This window comes from Arenimonas sp. (assembly GCF_035721105.1).
GTDB lineage: Bacteria > Pseudomonadota > Gammaproteobacteria > Xanthomonadales > Xanthomonadaceae > Arenimonas.
This window is the reverse complement of record NZ_DASTNG010000007.1, coordinates 1-15,163: the sequence shown is the minus strand read 5'-3', so window position 1 is coordinate 15,163 and position 15,163 is coordinate 1. Positions and strand designations below refer to the sequence as shown.

Here is a 15,163-nt window from a genome sequence, read left to right as displayed (position 1 = left end):
CGGGTTCGGCCGGTGGCGCGGTCGCCGGCCGCGGGGGCACCGGCGGTCGCCCGCCGCTCGCTACAGCGCGTCGATCGGCAGCTTGAGGTAGCGCACGCCGTTGCCCTCGGGCTCGGGCAGGGCGCCGGCGCGGATGTTCACCTGCACGGCGGGCAGGATCAGGGTCGGCATCGCCAGGGTGGCGTCGCGCTCGGTGCGCATCTGCACGTACTGCGCTTCGCTGGTGCCGTCGCGGACGTGGATGTTGGCGCGCTTCTGCTCGGCGATGGTGGTCTCGCAGCGCACCTCGCGGCCGCCGGGGCCGTAGTCGTGGCAGACGAACACGCGGGTGTCGCCGGGGAGTTCGAACAGGCGCTGGATCGAGCGGTAAAGCGTCGCCGCGTCACCGCCCGGGAAGTCGCAGCGGGCCGTGCCGCCGTCGGGCATGAACAGCGAGTCGCCGGTGAACAGCGCGTCGCCGACGAGGTAGGCCACCGAGTCGCTGGTGTGCCCCGGCACCGGGATCACCCGGGCCTCGAGCACGCCGATCGCGAAGTGCTCGTCGTCGGTGAACAGATGGTCGAACTGCGAGCCGTCGACCGGGAAATGCTCGCCCAGGTTGAAGATCGGCCGGAACGCCTTCTGCACCTTGCGGATGCCCTGGCCGATGCCCAGGCGCGCGTCGGGCAGCTTGTCCTTCAGCCAGTGGCCGGCGCTGAGGTGGTCGGCGTGGGCGTGGGTCTCGAGGATCCAGCGCACGGTGCAGCCGCGTTCGGTGATGGCGGCCAGCAGGGCTTCGGCCGACGTGGTCGCGGTGCGGCCAGCCTTGGGATCGAAGTCGAGCACGGGGTCGATCACCGCCGCCTCGTTCGTGGCCGGATCGGTGACCAGGTAGGTCCAGGTGCTGCTGTCGGCGTGGAAGAACGGCTGGACGTCGGGCGCGGGCATGGCGACGGCTCCTCGGGATCGTGGCGGTCAGTCTAATGCCGCCGCGCCGATGCGGGCGCGTGGCGGTGCCGGGCGGCGGGCTTGGAGGATGGCCGCAAGCCCGGGTGTCGGGCGGGTCCGCAGCCCGCGCTCAGTGTCCGGCCGTGCGGCGCAGCGCCAGCCCGAGCACGCGGGCCTCGATCTTTTCGCCGATACCGCGGGGCGCCTGCAGCCCCATCCGCGCCATCGCCTCGGCGTCGGTGGCCGCGCCGCCCGCCAGGGCTTGCGCCAGCAGCCGCAGGCGCGCGAGTCCCGCGGCGCGCGGCTTCAGCCAGGCCAGGGCGCGCACCAGGCGCTGCTCGACGGCGGTGAAGTCGCTGCCCATCGGGTAGTCGGGCAGCACGCCGGCGCGGCGCAGCGGCGCCAGCCGGCGCGACAGCGCGGCGGCGTTGTTGCCGGGGATCACCACGGCGCCGTCGGCCGCCAGCTTGCCGGCCCGGATCGCCGCACCCGCTAAGGCCGCCTGGTGCGCGGCGTCGGACAGGCCCAGCATCGCGCGGATGCAGTCTTCGTCGTTGCGGCCGCGCAGGTCGGCGATGCCGTACTCGGTGATAGCGATGTCGCGCAGGTGGCGCGGGATGGTGGCGTGGCCGTAGTTCCAGACCACGTTGCTGGCCCGCCCGCGGCTGGCGCGGAACATCAGCACCGAGCGCGCGTCATGCAGCGCATGCGCCATCGCCACGAAGTTGTACTGGCCGCCGACGCCGGACACCACGCGGCCATCATCCAGGCCGTCGGACACGGCGGCGCCCAGCGCGGTCATCATCATGCAGGTGTTGAAGAAGCGGGCGTCGCGGCGCTGCTCGCGCTCGAGCGCTTCGTTGTTGCCGTACAGCTCGTTGATGTGGGAAACGCGGGTCATGCCGATGCCGCGCGCCTGCGCCGGCGCCAGTCCGCGCAGCCAGTCGTAGAGCGCATGCGAGCCGAGGTAGAAGGCGCCGTCGAGGTAGCGGCCCTCGCCGGCCAGGCGCTCCAGGTCGTGCGGCGTGGCCTGGCCGCGGTTGAGGCGCGCCATCGCCCCGGTGTCGTCCAGCACCTTGCGCGACAGCACGCCGGCCTGCGCCAGGCAGCGGAAGCCGTCGTTGACCATTTCGCTGGCGCCGTACAGGCCTTGCTGGAAGGGCGCGACGCCGCCGACCGCGCGCACCAGCGCCGAGTCCGCCAGTCCGGGCGACAGCGCCTCGAGCGCCGCCAGGTAGTCGGCGTTGCGGGTGTGGCGCAGCACCAGCGCGTGGCAGAGCGCGTCCGACAGCGAGCCGATGCCGATCTGCAGCGTGCCGCCGTCGCGCACCAGGGCGCTGGCGTACAGGCCGATGGCGTAGTCGGCGTCGCCGACCGGCTCGCGCACCAGCGCGAACAGCCTGGGCGCCGCGCCGGGGAGGTCGAGCACGGCGTCGAAGAAGTGCGCCTGCACCGCGCAGGGGCCGTCCAGCCAGGGCAGGTGGGGATCGACCTCGGCCACCAGGTAGGGGCGGGGTTGGCCCAGTCGCTCGGCTTCGTCGAGCAGGTCGAAGGTGAGGTCGGGGTTGCAGCTCAGGCTCAGCCGGGTGCCGCCGGGCTCGCGCGCGACCTTCTGCACCACGGCGTTGACGCCGCGCTCGGCCACGGCGCGCGCGACGTGCGTGTAGTTGAGGCTGGTGTAGTGGCGCTGCGCCTGTTTCGAGCCCAGCAGTGCGCCCGACTGCATGTAGAACTCCTCGACCACGACGTTCGGCGGCAGGGCGTCGCGGCGCTGGGCCACGGCGTAGTCGAGCACCGGGAAGTCGCCGCCGAAGTGGCGATCGAGGAAGGGCGCGAGGAAGCGCTGCTGCAGGCCCTGGCCGGCGGACGGCGGCGTCAGCGACAGCGCGGTCAGCAGCTTCAGCGACTTCGACGGGTCGGCGCCGATGCGGCGGGTGATCGCATTGAGCAGGCGATGCGGCTTGCCCAGCCCCAGCGGCGCGGCCAGCACCAGCGCGCCGCCCGTGGCCGCCAGCAGGGCGTCCACGCAGGCGTCGAGCGAATCGAAGGCGAGCGGTCGGTGCATGCGATCTTTCCCCCGGGGGCTGGGCGGGAGTATCGCATCCCGTGCCGCGGTGTCCGGGCCGAGCGCCGAGGGCGCCGGCGGGAACGGCCCGGCGCGGCGCGCAGGCGCCGCTGTCCTCAGGGGGCCGGCGCGAGCGCGGCGTTGAGCAGGCGGGCCAGGCGATCGCCGGCCTGGCGTACGCGGCGTTCGGCGGTGGGGCGATGACGGTCGAGGTAGGCGTCGGTGAGCGTCACGCCGGGCCGGCGCGGATAGGCCTGCTCGCTGGCGATCAGCCGGCAGGACTCGAGCGTCCACTGCAGCGGCGGATTCAGTGCCCCCAGGGTCGGGTCGGCCGGCACCGGCGACTGCAGCAGCTTGCTGACATAGGCGGGGTTGTCGAGGCCGGCGCTCTGCAGCAGCCAGTAGTCCCAGACGCCATGCAGGTTGGTGCCCTGGCCCTCGGGCAGTGCCTGGCCGCGGTAGCGGACCTGGAAATTGTTGCCGCCGCGGTCGTGGGCGAAGCCGGCGTGCATGGGCTGGTGCGCGTCGCCGACGAAGTGGACGACGAACTTCAGGGCGTTGCGGCGGTCTTCGTCGCTGCGGCTGCGGTCGGCCAGGATGGCCGCCTGGGCATTGATGGCGCCGATGACGCAGTCGCCGCCCGGGCAGTCGCGCGCAGGCGCGTACTCGCAGCCTTCGCGGGGGAAATTGACGTAGTGCCAGCGGCTGCTCAGCTCGCCCAGGGGGTTGCCGGTGCCGCGGCTTTCGGCGCGGATCTGGTCGGCCCAGGTCGACACGCCGGCCAGGGTCGGGTCGGGCTCGCCGGCCAGCAGGCGGCTGACCTCGGCCTGGGCCGCCGGGTCCAGCGCCGCCTGGGCCAGCTCGCCCACCAGCTGGTGGCCTTGCTTGCTCCAGGCCAGTGCCTGGCCGGACAGCGCCAGGAGGAGAAGGACGGAAAGGGATCGGTTCATGGCCGCGGACTTTACGCCAGCGGCCATGAACGCGGCTACCACGGGGATCAGAACGCCCAGACGAAGGCGGCGCCGTAGACCACCGGGTCGATGTCGACGGTGCCGACGCTGGCGCCGTCCACCTTCACGTCGGTGTCGATGTCGATCCAGCGCGCGTCCACGCGCAGCCACTTGCCGTTGCCGACCGCGAAGTCGAGGCCGGCGTGGGCGGCCAGGCCCAGCGAGTTGTCGAGCGTGAGCTCGGTGCCGGCCAGCGGGCCGCGGGTCTCCTCCTCGAAGAAGATCGTGTAGTTCAGGCCGGCGCCGATGAAGGGCTTGACCCGCTGGCTGCCTTCGAAGTGGTACTGCAGGGTCACGGTCGGCGGCAGGTGCTTGGTGGAGCCGGCGGCGGCGCCGTTGAGGCGGATGTCGTGCTCGAACGGCAGCGAGGCCAGGACTTCCAGGCCCAGGCGCGGGCTGAAGAAGTACTCGGCGGTGATCGTCGGGCGCCAGTCGCTGCCGACGTCGGTGTCCAGGGCGCCGCCGGCCAGGCGGCCGTTGTCCGAGGCCGGGTCGACGACGTGGGCGCCGACCGAGAAGGTCCAGTCGCCGGCTTCCTGGGCCATGGCGGCGGGGGCGAGGGCCAGGGCCGCCAGCGCGGCCAGGGGGGCGATACGGGTGGAAAGACGCATGGGGACACTCCAGTGGGGAACTGGCGCCAGTGTCCTCCCGGGCGCATCCGGGACATTTGAGGTGGGTCAAATCGCCCGCCGGGTCGTGCCCGGCGCCCGGGGTTGCTAAAATGCCGGGCTTTCCACCCACCCCACCGGCGCGTCGCCGGCACCAGGAGCCTCCATGTCCATCAAGGTCGCCATCAATGGCTACGGCCGCATCGGCCGCAACATCCTGCGCGCGCTGTACGAAGCCAAGCGCAACCACGAGATCACCATCGTGGCCATCAACGACCTGGGCGATGCCGAGACCAATGCCCACCTGACCCAGTACGACACCGCCCACGGCAAGTTCCCGGGCACGGTGTCGGTGGACGCGGGCGACCTGATCGTCAACGGCGACCGCATCAAGGTGTGCGCCGAGCGCGACCCGTCCAAGCTGCCCTGGGGCGCGCTGGGCGTGGACGTGGTGCTCGAGTGCACGGGCCTGTTCACCTCGAAGGCCAAGGCCTCGGCGCACCTGGCCGCCGGCGCGAAGAAGGTCATCATCTCGGCCCCGGGCGGCGCCGACGTCGACAACACCATCGTCTTCGGCGTCAACCACGGCAACCTCAAGGCCTCGGACACCGTCATCTCGAACGCCTCCTGCACCACCAACTGCCTGGCGCCGCTGGCGATGGTGCTGCACGAGAAGATCGGCATGGTGCACGGCCTGATGACCACCATCCACGCCTACACCAACGACCAGGTGCTCACCGACGTCTACCACAGCGACCTGCGCCGGGCCCGCTCGGCCACGCAGTCGCAGATCCCGACCAAGACCGGCGCCGCCGCCGCGGTCGGCCTGGTGCTGCCCGAGCTCAACGGCAAGCTCACCGGCTTCTCGATGCGCGTGCCGACCATCAACGTCTCGGTCGTCGACCTGTCGTTCGTGGCCGCGCGCAGCACGACCAAGGAAGAGATCGACGCGATCGTGAAGGAAGCCAGCGAGGGTGCGCTCAAGGGCATCCTGGGCTTCAACACCAAGCCGCTGGTCTCGATCGACTTCAACCACGACCCGCACAGCTCGGTCTACGACAGCACGCTGACGCAGGTGATGGGCGGCACGCTGGTGAAGGTCTGCTCGTGGTACGACAACGAGTGGGGCTTCTCGAACCGCATGCTCGACACCACGCTCGCGCTGATGGCTGCGAAGTAACTCCCCCGCCACGCGATCCCGAAGCCCCGGCCCCGTGCCGGGGCTTCTTCGTTTCCGGCGGCCTCAGGACCCTTCGTGACCCGCCCCGGCGCCAGCGGCGGAGCGGCGCAGGCGGTCGTGGACGGCCAGCCAGGCTTCGCCTTCGGGCGGGCGTTCGGCCAGCAGCAGGTTGACGCCGCGGGCGTCGAGTTCGCGCAGGGCGGCGTAAAGGCCATGGGCGTAGCCGGTGGCGTCCGCCGGCAAGGCCAGGCCCTCGACGCCGGCCGGCAGGGTGCCCCGCGCCAGCACCGCGATGCGCTTGCCCAGCGCCTGCTGTTCGGCGGCTTCGGATTCGAGCGCGGCGCGGACCAGCATCAGCAGCGGCGTGCGCGGCGCGTAGTGGGCCTCCAGCGTGCCGGACGCGCGCGGGCTGTGGGCGTCGGCGCCGGCCGCGACCGGGCCGATCACGGCTTCCAGTGCGGCCTGGCCCACCTGGCCCGGGCGAAGGATGCGCGGCTGCTCTCCGGACAGGTCCAGGATGGTGCTCTCGATGCCGACGGCGCAGTCGCCGCCGTCGAGCACCACCGGCACCGCGTCGCCGAACTCTTCGCGCACGTGCGCGGCCGTGGTCGGGCTGATGCGCCCGAAACGATTCGCCGACGGCGCCGCCAGGCCGCCGCCGAACGCACGCAGCAGGTCCAGCGCCACCGGATGCGCCGGGCAGCGCAGGCCGACCGTGGGCTGGCCGCCAGTCACTTCGTCGGGCACGTGGGGCTGCTTGCGCAGGATGAGGGTGAGCGGACCCGGCCAGAACGCCCCGGCCAGCAAGCGCGCGGCTTCCGGGACCTCGCGGGCCCAGGCGTCAAGCTGGTCGGCGCCGGCCACGTGCACGATCAGCGGATGGTCGGCCGGGCGGCCCTTGAGCGCGAAGATCCGGCGCACCGCCTCGGGACGGGAGGCGTCGGCCGCCAGCCCGTAGACGGTTTCGGTGGGCAGGCCGATCGCCTCGCCCGCGCGCAGGGCCGCCAGTGCCTGGGCCAGGGTGCTCACGCCGCCCCCGCGTAGTCGTCGCGCAGCAGCCCGAAGATGATCGAGTCGGCGAACTCGCCGCCCACGCGCCAGCGGTTGCGCAGCAGGCCTTCGCGCCGGAAGCCCAGTTTCTCGAGCAGGCGGCACGACGGGGTGTTGCGCGGATCGACGTCGGCCTCGATCCGCGCCAGCCCCAGCACGTCGAAGGCGTGGCCGAGCGCCAGCCGCACCGCCTCGGTCGCCAGGCCCTGGCCCTGGTGCGACGGCAGCAGCGAATAGCCCAGCTCGGCCCGGTGCATCGGCCCGGCCAGGGCGAACAGCGCCGTGGTGCCGATCAGGCGGTCGTCGTGGCGGTCGGCCATGGCCCAGCCATACACCGACGGCGGCCCCCACGGGATGCGCTCGGCCAGCCAGGCCTCGGCCTGGGCGCGTTCGGTCCAGGCCGCGAAGCTCCAGAAGCGCGTGACCTCGGGCGAGCTGTACAGCGCGAACACCGCGTCGACGTCGTCCGCGCGCAGCGGGCGCAGGCGCAGGCGTTCGCTTTCCAGCACGGGCAGGGGCGGGGACAGGTCGGGCATGGCGCATTCTCCCACGGCGGCCGCCGGGTTTGCCCCGGGCCGCGTGGGCGGGGGAAAATGCCGGACTTCCCCGTTCCGGAGCCACCCATGACCCTCCTCCGCATGGCCGACCTCGACCTGGCCGGCAAGCGCGTGCTGATCCGCGAAGACCTCAACGTGCCGGTCAAGGACGGCGTGATCACCTCCGAACAGCGCATCACCGCCGCCCTGCCGACGATCCGCATGGCGCTGGAGAAGGGCGCCGCGGTGATGGTCACCTCGCACCTGGGCCGGCCGAAGGAGGGTGTGTGGACGGTCGAGGACTCGCTGGCGCCGGTGGCCGTGCGCCTGGGCGAGCTGCTGGGCCGCGAGGTGCCGCTGGTGAAGGACTGGGTGGACGGCGTGCAGGTTGAACCCGGCCAGCTGGTGCTGCTGGAGAACTGCCGCATGAACGTCGGCGAGAAGGCCGACGACGAGGCGCTGGCGAAGAAGTACGCGGCGCTCTGCGATGTCTACGTCATGGACGCGTTCGGCACCGCGCACCGCGCCCAGGCCTCGACCCACGGCGCCATCCGCTTCGCCAGGGTCGCCTGCGGCGGCCCGCTGCTGATGGCCGAGCTCGACGCGCTGGCGAAGGCGCTGCTGGCGCCCGCGCGGCCGCTGATCGCGATCGTCGCCGGCTCCAAGGTCAGCACCAAGCTCGAGCTGCTGTCGAACCTGGTGTCTAAGGTGGACCAGCTGATCGTCGGCGGCGGCATCGCCAACACCTTCATCGCCGCGATGGGGCACCCGGTCGGCAAGTCGCTGTGCGAGGCCGATCTGCTCGACACCGCGCGCCAGATCATGGCCGACGCCAAGGCCCGCGGCGCCGACATCCCGGTGCCGACCGACGTGGTGGTGGCGCCGGCGTTCGCGGCCGATGCGCCGGCCACCGTGAAGAACGTCGCCGACGTGGGGCCCGACGACATGATCCTGGACATCGGTCCCGAGACCGCCGCGTGCTACGCCGACATGATCCGCAAGGCCGGCAGCGTGATCTGGAACGGCCCGGTCGGCGTGTTCGAATTCGACGCGTTCGGTACTGGCACAGAAACCCTTGCCCGCGCAATCGCTGATTCCGACGCGTTCTCGATCGCGGGCGGTGGCGACACCCTCGCCGCCGTCGACAAGTATGGCGTCGCGTCCGGTATCAGTTACATTTCGACCGGCGGCGGTGCTTTCCTCGAATTCTGTGAAGGAAAGGAACTGCCGGCGGTCGCGGCACTTCGCGCCCGCGCCTGAATCCGCGGGAGGTGGATGCGTGAAGTCGAAGGGTGGTTGGTGGCTGCTGTTGTCGTTGTTGCTCGTGCCGGGCCTGGCCCCGGCGAGGCCCGTCCCCGAAGCCTCCGGCGCGGCGCCCGGGACCCACGTCCGCGGTGAATTCCGCTTCCAGGTCGCGCCGCCGCCGGCATTCGTGCAGGAGCGCGAGATCCCCGCGACCTGGGCCAACGCCAGCCCCGACGACCGCTGGCGCAACTGGCTGGTGGACAGCCAGTTCGACCTGCGCAAGGGCGGCTACGTCGATTTCACCGACCTGGCCTACGAGGCCACCACCAGCGCCCTGGTCGGCTCCGCGGCCCGCCACAGCATCGAATTCAGCCCGACCTACCAGACGCTGACCCTGCACCGGGTGCAATTGCGGCGTGACGGCGTCTGGCAGGACCGGCTCGACCCCGAGAAAATTTCTCTGGCGCGACGCGAGGCCGGCTTCGAGGAAGACCTGTCCGATGGCGTCGTCACGGCGCTGGTGGTGCTCGAGGACGTGCAGCCGGGCGACGTGGTTCGCGTGAGCTACACCATCGACGGCAACAACCCGGTGATGGCCGGCAGCGTCGCCAACGTCTTCAACATGGCCTGGAACGCACCGATCCTGGTGCGCGGCGGCCGCGTGCTGTTCGACCGCGACGACCGCGTGTCGATCCGCCAGGAAGGCATCGACCTGGACATCAAGCCGCGCAAGGTCGACGACGGCCTGGAAGTCGCCTTCGAGCGCCGCGACGTGGCGGCGATCATGGCGCCGGACGATTCCCCGGAATGGCATGCGATGTACCCGCGCATCCAGGTGGCGCGCGAGCGCAGCTGGGGCGACGTGGTGGCGTGGGCCGAACCGCTGTACCCGCCGGTGTCCGCGCTGCCCGACGAGCTCGAGCAGCGGCTGGCGCAGTGGCGCGCGCTGGACGATCCGTTCCGGCAGGCCGGCGCCGTGCTGCAGGCGATGCAGGAGGAGATCCGCTACTTCGGCGTCGAGATGGGCGACAACACGCACCGCCCGAACCCGCCCGGCCTGGTCTGGGCCCGTCGCTACGGCGACTGCAAGGACAAGGCCTACCTGTCGGTGCTGCTGCTGCGCCGGCTGGGCCTGGACGCGGAGCCGGCGCTGGTGTCGACCCGCATCGGTCGCCGCCTGGACCGCCAGCTGCCGGCCGCGACCGCGTTCAACCACGTCATCGTGCGCCTGCGCGTCGACGGCAAGTCCTACTGGCTCGACCCGACGCTCACCGGCCAGCGCGGCGACGTGCGCGCGCTCGATGTTTCCGAGTACGGCCTGGCGCTGCCGATCGCCGCGGGCACCGATGCCCTGGTGAAGATCGATGCGCCGGCGCAGGCCGCCAGCGGCATCAGCATCGTCGAGCGGTTCATGCCCGGCAGCGACGGGGCTTCGGCCGAACTGCGCGTGCAGACCACCTACCGCGGCGAGCGCGCCAACCTGCTGCGTCGCCAGCTGCAGCGCCGGCGCCTGGACCAGATGGGCGAGGACTTCAGCGAGTACTACCGCAAGCGCTACGGCGCGCTGGAAGTGGCCACGCCGCTGGCCATGGAAGAGGATGCGGAAAAGAACATCCTGACCCTGTCAGAGCACTACCGGCTGTCCGAGGCGCTGTCCAAGGCCGGCAACGAACTCATGCTCGAGTCCTACGCCGAGTCGGTGTCCGGCTACGTCGTGCTGCCGTCGGTGATCGAGCGAACCGCGCCGATTGCCCTGGCGCGCCCGGCCAGCGTGCGGCACGAGGTTCGCGTGGCGCTGCCCGAAGGCTGGGTGCTGTCGAACCTGCCGGGGGAGGTGACCGCCAGCGGCGGTCCCGCCACCTACAAGCGCACGCTGGCCCAGGAAGGCGGCGAGGTGCGCCTGGTGCACGAGTTCAAGAATGCGCTCGACTACGTCGAGGGCAAGCAGGTGCCGGAATACATCGGTGGCGTGCGGGAAATCCGCGACCACCTCGGCCTCCGGCTGATGTTCGGCCTGCCGGCGCCGATCAAGAGCAGCGAGCGCGACCAGCGCCTGCGCGACCTCCTGCGCGGCGCGCTGGAGACCCCCCCGAACCCGACGCCGCGCCAGGACTGACGCCATGACCCGACTTCGCCCCACCGGCCTGTGGCCGCTGCTGCTCCTGATCGCGCCCGCCTTTGCCGGCGCCGCCGACCCCGCGCCTGCCGACGACGTCGATGCCCAGTGGCGCCACTTCCTGGCCACGGCCGAAAGCGACGCGGTCTACGAGGCGCTCAGCCAGGCCGTCGGCGACCTGGACTTCGGCCAGACGCCCGCCGACACCCTGTGCCGCGAGCGGGCCGAGCCCCTGCAGAAGGCGCTGGCGTTGGCGCCGGTGTCGATCGCGGCGCAGTACTTCGCCTTCCAGTGTGCCCAGGTGCTGGGCGACGAGGCCGCGGCGGATCGCCATCTCGCCAGCCTGGGCGGTCTCGCCCGGCACGCCCTGGCCCAGGCCTCGGACGACTGGATGAACCGGCCGATCCGGGTGGTGGGCGGCTTCGACATCTATGCCTTGGTCGCGGCCACCGGCCTGGAGTTCCGCCGTGAAATCCTGATGCCGGTGCCGCAGCGCCGCCACCTGGTCTACCGCGTCATCGCCTGGGATCCCGAGGCGCGGCAGGAGCGGCACCTGTACATCGACTTCGCCGACACCGTGGTCAGGCTGTCGCGCAATGAGCCGGCGTCGGTCTATCCCAGCTTCCGCCAGCGCTACGCCGACAACATCATCGACTCGCTGGCCAAGGTCGACTCGCTGGCGGGACTGGACCTGAAGCTGACCCGCGAAGCGCTGCGCAACGGCAAGCCGCAGGCGATCGTCGCCGGCCTGCGTCCCCTGGCCGAACGGGCCGGCCACCACGCGTCCTTCCACTGGCTCGAGACCTGCCGCCGCGCGCCGTTCGAGGGCTGCGGCGAGGGCTTGGTCGACGCCCTGCTGCCGCAGGCCGAGGAGCGGCACGTGATGCCGACCCTGCTGCTGGCGCTGGCCTACCTCGAGGGCGTGGGCGTGCCCAAGGACGAGTCGGCGGCACTGCGGCTGCTGGACGTAGCCGACAGCCAGTGGGGCGAAGGCCGCGCCGACGTCCAGCTGGTCTGGATGTACCGCATGCTGGATGCGGGCCCGGTGCCCGCCTCGCTGCTCAAGCGCCTGCAGGCGCTGTCGGCCGCGGGCAAGCCGCTGGCGACCGTGCTGCTGGCCCACGAGGCGCTGGACGCCAAGGGCGTCGACCACCTCCCCGAGGCCCTGGTGCCCGCGCTGGAAGCCGCGGCCCGCCAAGGGTCGGTGTCGGCCATGCGCACGCTGGGGCTGGAGTTCAACGTCGCGGGCGAGGAGGCACGCGCCATGCCGTGGCTGCGGATGGCCGCCGAGGCGGGCGATCCCGCGTCGCAGGAGGTCTACGGCAGCAAGCTCTACTTCGGGCGCGGCGTGCCTCGCGACGTCGAGGCGGGCCGGCGCTGGTGGCGCGAATCCGCCGAGGGCGGCGACGTCGACGCGATCAAGCTGATGGCCTGGCAGGCCGAACTGCGCGAAGCCTGGCCGGAAGCCTTCGACTGGTATGCCAGTGCCTCGATGCTGGGTGACGACGAGGGCACCCTGGGCGCGGCGGCGCTGCTCGAGCAAGGGGCGGCGGGTCTCAGCGGCGGCCCCGAGCGTGCCGGCCGGATCTACGAGGGCATGCTGCGCGGCGCCCGCCAGGCCGAGGCGCGCCGCCGCCTGTCGCAGATGCATCGCGAAGGCAACGGCTTCCCGAAGGACCTGGCGCGGGCGCGCCAGCTGCTGGAGGAGGACGCCGAAAAGGACGACCGCCAGTCCCAGCTCCAGCTGGCCGTGCTGCTGATGGGCGACGACCTCGGCGAGCCCGACCCGGCCGCGGGCAAGGCCTGGTTCGAGCGCGCGATGGCCTCCGGCGATGGCGAAGCGTTCGACGCCTATGCGACCTATCTCTACTACAGCGAGGCGACGCCCGGGGCGCGGCGCGAGGCCATGCGCCTGTGGCGCGAGTCGATGCAAAAGCCCGGCGAGTGGGGCCTGAACAATGCCGCCTGGGTCCAGTGCGTGTCGCCGATGGACGAGCTGCGCACGCCGGCCGAAGGCCTGGCGCTGGCCGAGCGCATGGGGGATCCGACCAAGCTGCCCGCTGCCAAGCTCGACACGCTGGCCGCCTGCCACGCCGCCAACGCGGACTTCGCCTCGGCGATCCGCTGGCAGCAGGCCGCGGTCGACTGGATGGCGGAGTACGCCGCCGCGGACCCGTCCACCGACGGCATGCGCGAGCGGCTGGCGCTCTACCGGGCGAAGCAGCCCTTCATCGAGACCGATCGCGGGCCGGAGACTCCGGCGGCCGAAGCGGAGGCTGATGCCGACGCCGATGTCGAAGCCGACGCCGACGCCGGTTGACCCGCATGGCGACCCTGTTCTTCGACCTCGACGGCACCCTGATCGATTCCGCGGTCGGCATCACCCGCTGCGTGGCGTACGCGCTCGAGCAGATGGGCGAACCGGTGCCGGACGACGCGGCGCTGCGGCGCTGGATCGGCCCGCCGCTGCGCGACAGCTTCGGTCCGCTGCTGGGCGATGCCGCGCGCACCGAGGCGGCGGTGCAGCACTATCGCGACCGCTTCGAAACCCACGGCTGGGCCGAGCACGACCTCTACGAAGGCATCGGCGAGGCCGTGCTGGCGCTGTCGGCCGCCGGCCACCGGCTGGCCGTGGTCACCGCCAAGAACGAGCCGCATGCGCGCAAGATCATCGGCCACCTGCCGTTCGGCCACGCCTTCGAGGACGTGATCGGCGCCACCGCCTGCGGCCGGCTCAGCCACAAGCCCGAGCTGATCGCCGAGGCGCTGCAGCGCCTGGGCCTGTCGGCCGAGGGCGCATGGATGATCGGCGACCGGCACATGGACATCGAAGGGGCCCGCCACCACGGCATGGGCTCGGTGGGCGTGCTCTGGGGTTTCGGCGGCGAGGCCGAGCTGCGAGCGGCCGGCGCCACCCGCCTGGCCGCCACGCCCTCGGACCTGCACGGCTTCTGAGGCATTCGGTCGACCCGGCGCGTCGCGGACGTCGGTTCCGCGGCGCGACGCGGCTTCCGGCGCGCGGCGCAGTCATGCCGGTGTGCTAGCGTGGCGCCGATAGCCCACCACCGCCGCGAAACCATGAGCCAAGCCCTGCGCCGCACCAAGATCCTCGCCACCCTCGGCCCCGCCACCGACGCCCCCGGCGTGCTCGACGAACTGGTGCGCGCCGGCGTCAACGTGGTCCGGCTGAACTTCTCGCACGGCACGCCCGCCCACCACGCCGCCCGTGTCGCCGCGGTTCGCGAGGCGGCGGCGCGCGCCGGCCGCGAGGTCGGCATCCTGGCCGACCTGCAGGGTCCGAAGATCCGCATCGAGAAATTCGAAGAGGACAAGGTCCTGCTCAAGGCCGGCCAGGACTTCACCCTGGTCTGCCGCGCCGACGCGCCTCTGGGCGATGCGCGCCAGGTCGGCGTCAGCTACCTGGGGCTGGTGAACGACGTGCATCCCGGCGACACGCTGCTGCTCGACGACGGCCTGATGGCGGTCGAGGTCACGGCGGTGGAGGGCGAACACATCCGCACCCGCGTGCTCACCGACGGCGTGCTGTCCAACCGGAAGGGCCTCAATCGCCTTGGTGGCGGGCTGTCGCTGGGCGCGCTCACCGACCAGGACAAGGAACACATCGAGATCGCGGCCCGCCTGGGCGTCGATTTCCTGGCGGTGTCGTTCTGCCGCTCCGCCGCCGACATGGACGAGGCCCGCGCGTTGGCCCGCGCCGCCGGCAGCGACGCCTTCATGGTGGCCAAGATCGAGCGCGCCGAGGCGATCGAGAACCTGGTCGAGATCACCATCGCCTCCGACGTGGTGATGGTCGCTCGCGGCGACCTCGGCGTGGAGATCGGCGACGCCGAGCTGCCCGGCCTGCAGAAGAAGATCATCCGTACCGCGCTGGAGCACAACCGGGTGGTGATCACCGCCACCCAGATGCTGCAGTCGATGGTCGACGACCCGATCCCGACCCGCGCCGAGGTGCTCGACGTCGCCAACTCCGTCATCGACGGCACCGACGCGGTGATGCTGTCGGCCGAAACGGCGTCGGGCAACTACCCGGTGAAGGCGGTCGAGGCGATGGTGCGCATCTGCCTGGGCGCCGAGCGCCAGTTCGACCACGACACCGACTTCGAGAAAGCCCCGCGCAACCTGCAGGCGGCCGACCAGGCGATCGCGATGGCCAGCATGTTCCTGGCCGAGCACATCCAGGTGCGGGCGATCGTGGCGCTCACCGAGTCCGGCGGCACCGCCCGCTACCTGTCGCGCTTCCGCTCGCAGGCGCCGATCTACGGCCTGTCCAAGCACGCCGGCGCGCGCCGGCGCATGGCGCTGATGCGCGACGTCTGGCCGATCGATTTCGACAGCGCCGGCTTGCCCACGCGCGAAGCGGCGCGGCAGGCGGTCAAGCGCCTGCACGACGTGCACCTGCTGGCGG

General features: G+C 72.0%; 12 protein-coding genes. 6 read left to right on the top strand and 6 right to left on the bottom strand.

Annotation, left to right across the window (positions count from 1 at the left end; translation table 11 throughout):
- Positions 1–60: 60 nt before the first annotated feature.
- From VFQ84_RS00320 to VFQ84_RS00305, 4 genes are all read right to left on the bottom strand, one after another.
- Positions 61–927, bottom strand: a complete 867-nt coding sequence (locus VFQ84_RS00320) for an MBL fold metallo-hydrolase (protein ID WP_325128018.1) — start codon at positions 925–927, stop codon at positions 61–63.
- A gap of 130 nt (positions 928–1,057) precedes the next feature.
- Entirely contained in the window at positions 1,058–2,992 is a 1,935-nt protein-coding gene (locus tag VFQ84_RS00315) for an acetyl-CoA hydrolase/transferase C-terminal domain-containing protein (protein ID WP_325128016.1), read from the bottom strand.
- A gap of 116 nt (positions 2,993–3,108) precedes the next feature.
- Positions 3,109–3,942: a S1/P1 nuclease gene (locus tag VFQ84_RS00310; RefSeq protein WP_325128014.1), complete on the bottom strand. Its 834-nt coding sequence runs from the start codon at positions 3,940–3,942 to the stop codon at positions 3,109–3,111.
- Positions 3,943–3,989: 47 nt separating this feature from the next.
- Entirely contained in the window at positions 3,990–4,613 is a 624-nt protein-coding gene (locus VFQ84_RS00305; protein ID WP_325128012.1) for an OmpW/AlkL family protein, read from the bottom strand.
- Positions 4,614–4,776: 163 nt separating this feature from the next.
- On the opposite strand from VFQ84_RS00305, the gene gap reads away from it, so the two are divergent.
- Positions 4,777–5,790, top strand: coding sequence for a type I glyceraldehyde-3-phosphate dehydrogenase (gene gap, locus VFQ84_RS00300; protein ID WP_325128009.1), 1,014 nt, complete (start codon positions 4,777–4,779; stop codon positions 5,788–5,790).
- 63 nt (positions 5,791–5,853) lie between these two features.
- Here the strand turns inward: gap and VFQ84_RS00295 are convergent, their stop codons facing one another.
- Positions 5,854–6,819 (bottom strand): L-threonylcarbamoyladenylate synthase, encoded by a 966-nt coding sequence (locus VFQ84_RS00295; RefSeq protein ID WP_325128007.1) that lies wholly within the window; start codon positions 6,817–6,819, stop codon positions 5,854–5,856.
- Positions 6,816–7,376 (bottom strand): GNAT family protein, encoded by a 561-nt coding sequence (locus tag VFQ84_RS00290; RefSeq protein WP_325128005.1) that lies wholly within the window; start codon positions 7,374–7,376, stop codon positions 6,816–6,818. Before VFQ84_RS00290 ends, VFQ84_RS00295 begins: the two co-directional genes overlap by 4 nt.
- Before the next feature lie 87 nt (positions 7,377–7,463).
- Between VFQ84_RS00290 and VFQ84_RS00285 the strand changes: the two genes are divergently transcribed.
- The 5 genes from VFQ84_RS00285 to pyk form a co-directional block, all read left to right on the top strand.
- On the top strand, positions 7,464–8,636 hold the full coding sequence (locus VFQ84_RS00285) for a phosphoglycerate kinase (protein ID WP_325128003.1): 1,173 nt from the start codon (positions 7,464–7,466) through the stop codon (positions 8,634–8,636).
- A gap of 19 nt (positions 8,637–8,655) precedes the next feature.
- Entirely contained in the window at positions 8,656–10,737 is a 2,082-nt protein-coding gene (locus VFQ84_RS00280; RefSeq protein ID WP_325128000.1) for a DUF3857 domain-containing transglutaminase family protein, read from the top strand.
- Between the two features lie 4 nt (positions 10,738–10,741).
- Entirely contained in the window at positions 10,742–13,057 is a 2,316-nt protein-coding gene (locus VFQ84_RS00275; protein WP_325127998.1) for a tetratricopeptide repeat protein, read from the top strand.
- A gap of 5 nt (positions 13,058–13,062) precedes the next feature.
- Positions 13,063–13,692: an HAD hydrolase-like protein gene (locus tag VFQ84_RS00270; RefSeq protein ID WP_325127996.1), complete on the top strand. Its 630-nt coding sequence runs from the start codon at positions 13,063–13,065 to the stop codon at positions 13,690–13,692.
- A 123-nt stretch (positions 13,693–13,815) separates the two neighbouring features.
- Positions 13,816–15,163 (top strand): pyruvate kinase (gene pyk / locus VFQ84_RS00265; RefSeq protein WP_325127995.1); only part of this gene is annotated, 1,348 nt, incomplete at its 3' end.

What these genes read in the sequence shown, in the direction of transcription:
- gap (WP_325128009.1), top strand. Translation starts at nt 4,777, where the DNA reads ATGTCCATCAAGGTCGCCATCAATGGCTACGGCCGCATCGGCCGCAAC.
- VFQ84_RS00270 (WP_325127996.1), top strand. Translation starts at nt 13,063, where the DNA reads ATGGCGACCCTGTTCTTCGACCTCGACGGCACCCTGATCGATTCCGCG.
- VFQ84_RS00290 (WP_325128005.1), bottom strand. Translation starts at nt 7,376, where the DNA reads ATGCCCGACCTGTCCCCGCCCCTGCCCGTGCTGGAAAGCGAACGCCTG.
- VFQ84_RS00320 (WP_325128018.1), bottom strand. Translation starts at nt 927, where the DNA reads ATGCCCGCGCCCGACGTCCAGCCGTTCTTCCACGCCGACAGCAGCACC.
- VFQ84_RS00315 (WP_325128016.1), bottom strand. Translation starts at nt 2,992, where the DNA reads ATGCACCGACCGCTCGCCTTCGATTCGCTCGACGCCTGCGTGGACGCC.
- VFQ84_RS00275 (WP_325127998.1), top strand. Translation starts at nt 10,742, where the DNA reads ATGACCCGACTTCGCCCCACCGGCCTGTGGCCGCTGCTGCTCCTGATC.
- VFQ84_RS00305 (WP_325128012.1), bottom strand. Translation starts at nt 4,613, where the DNA reads ATGCGTCTTTCCACCCGTATCGCCCCCCTGGCCGCGCTGGCGGCCCTG.
- VFQ84_RS00310 (WP_325128014.1), bottom strand. Translation starts at nt 3,942, where the DNA reads ATGAACCGATCCCTTTCCGTCCTTCTCCTCCTGGCGCTGTCCGGCCAG.
- VFQ84_RS00285 (WP_325128003.1), top strand. Translation starts at nt 7,464, where the DNA reads ATGACCCTCCTCCGCATGGCCGACCTCGACCTGGCCGGCAAGCGCGTG.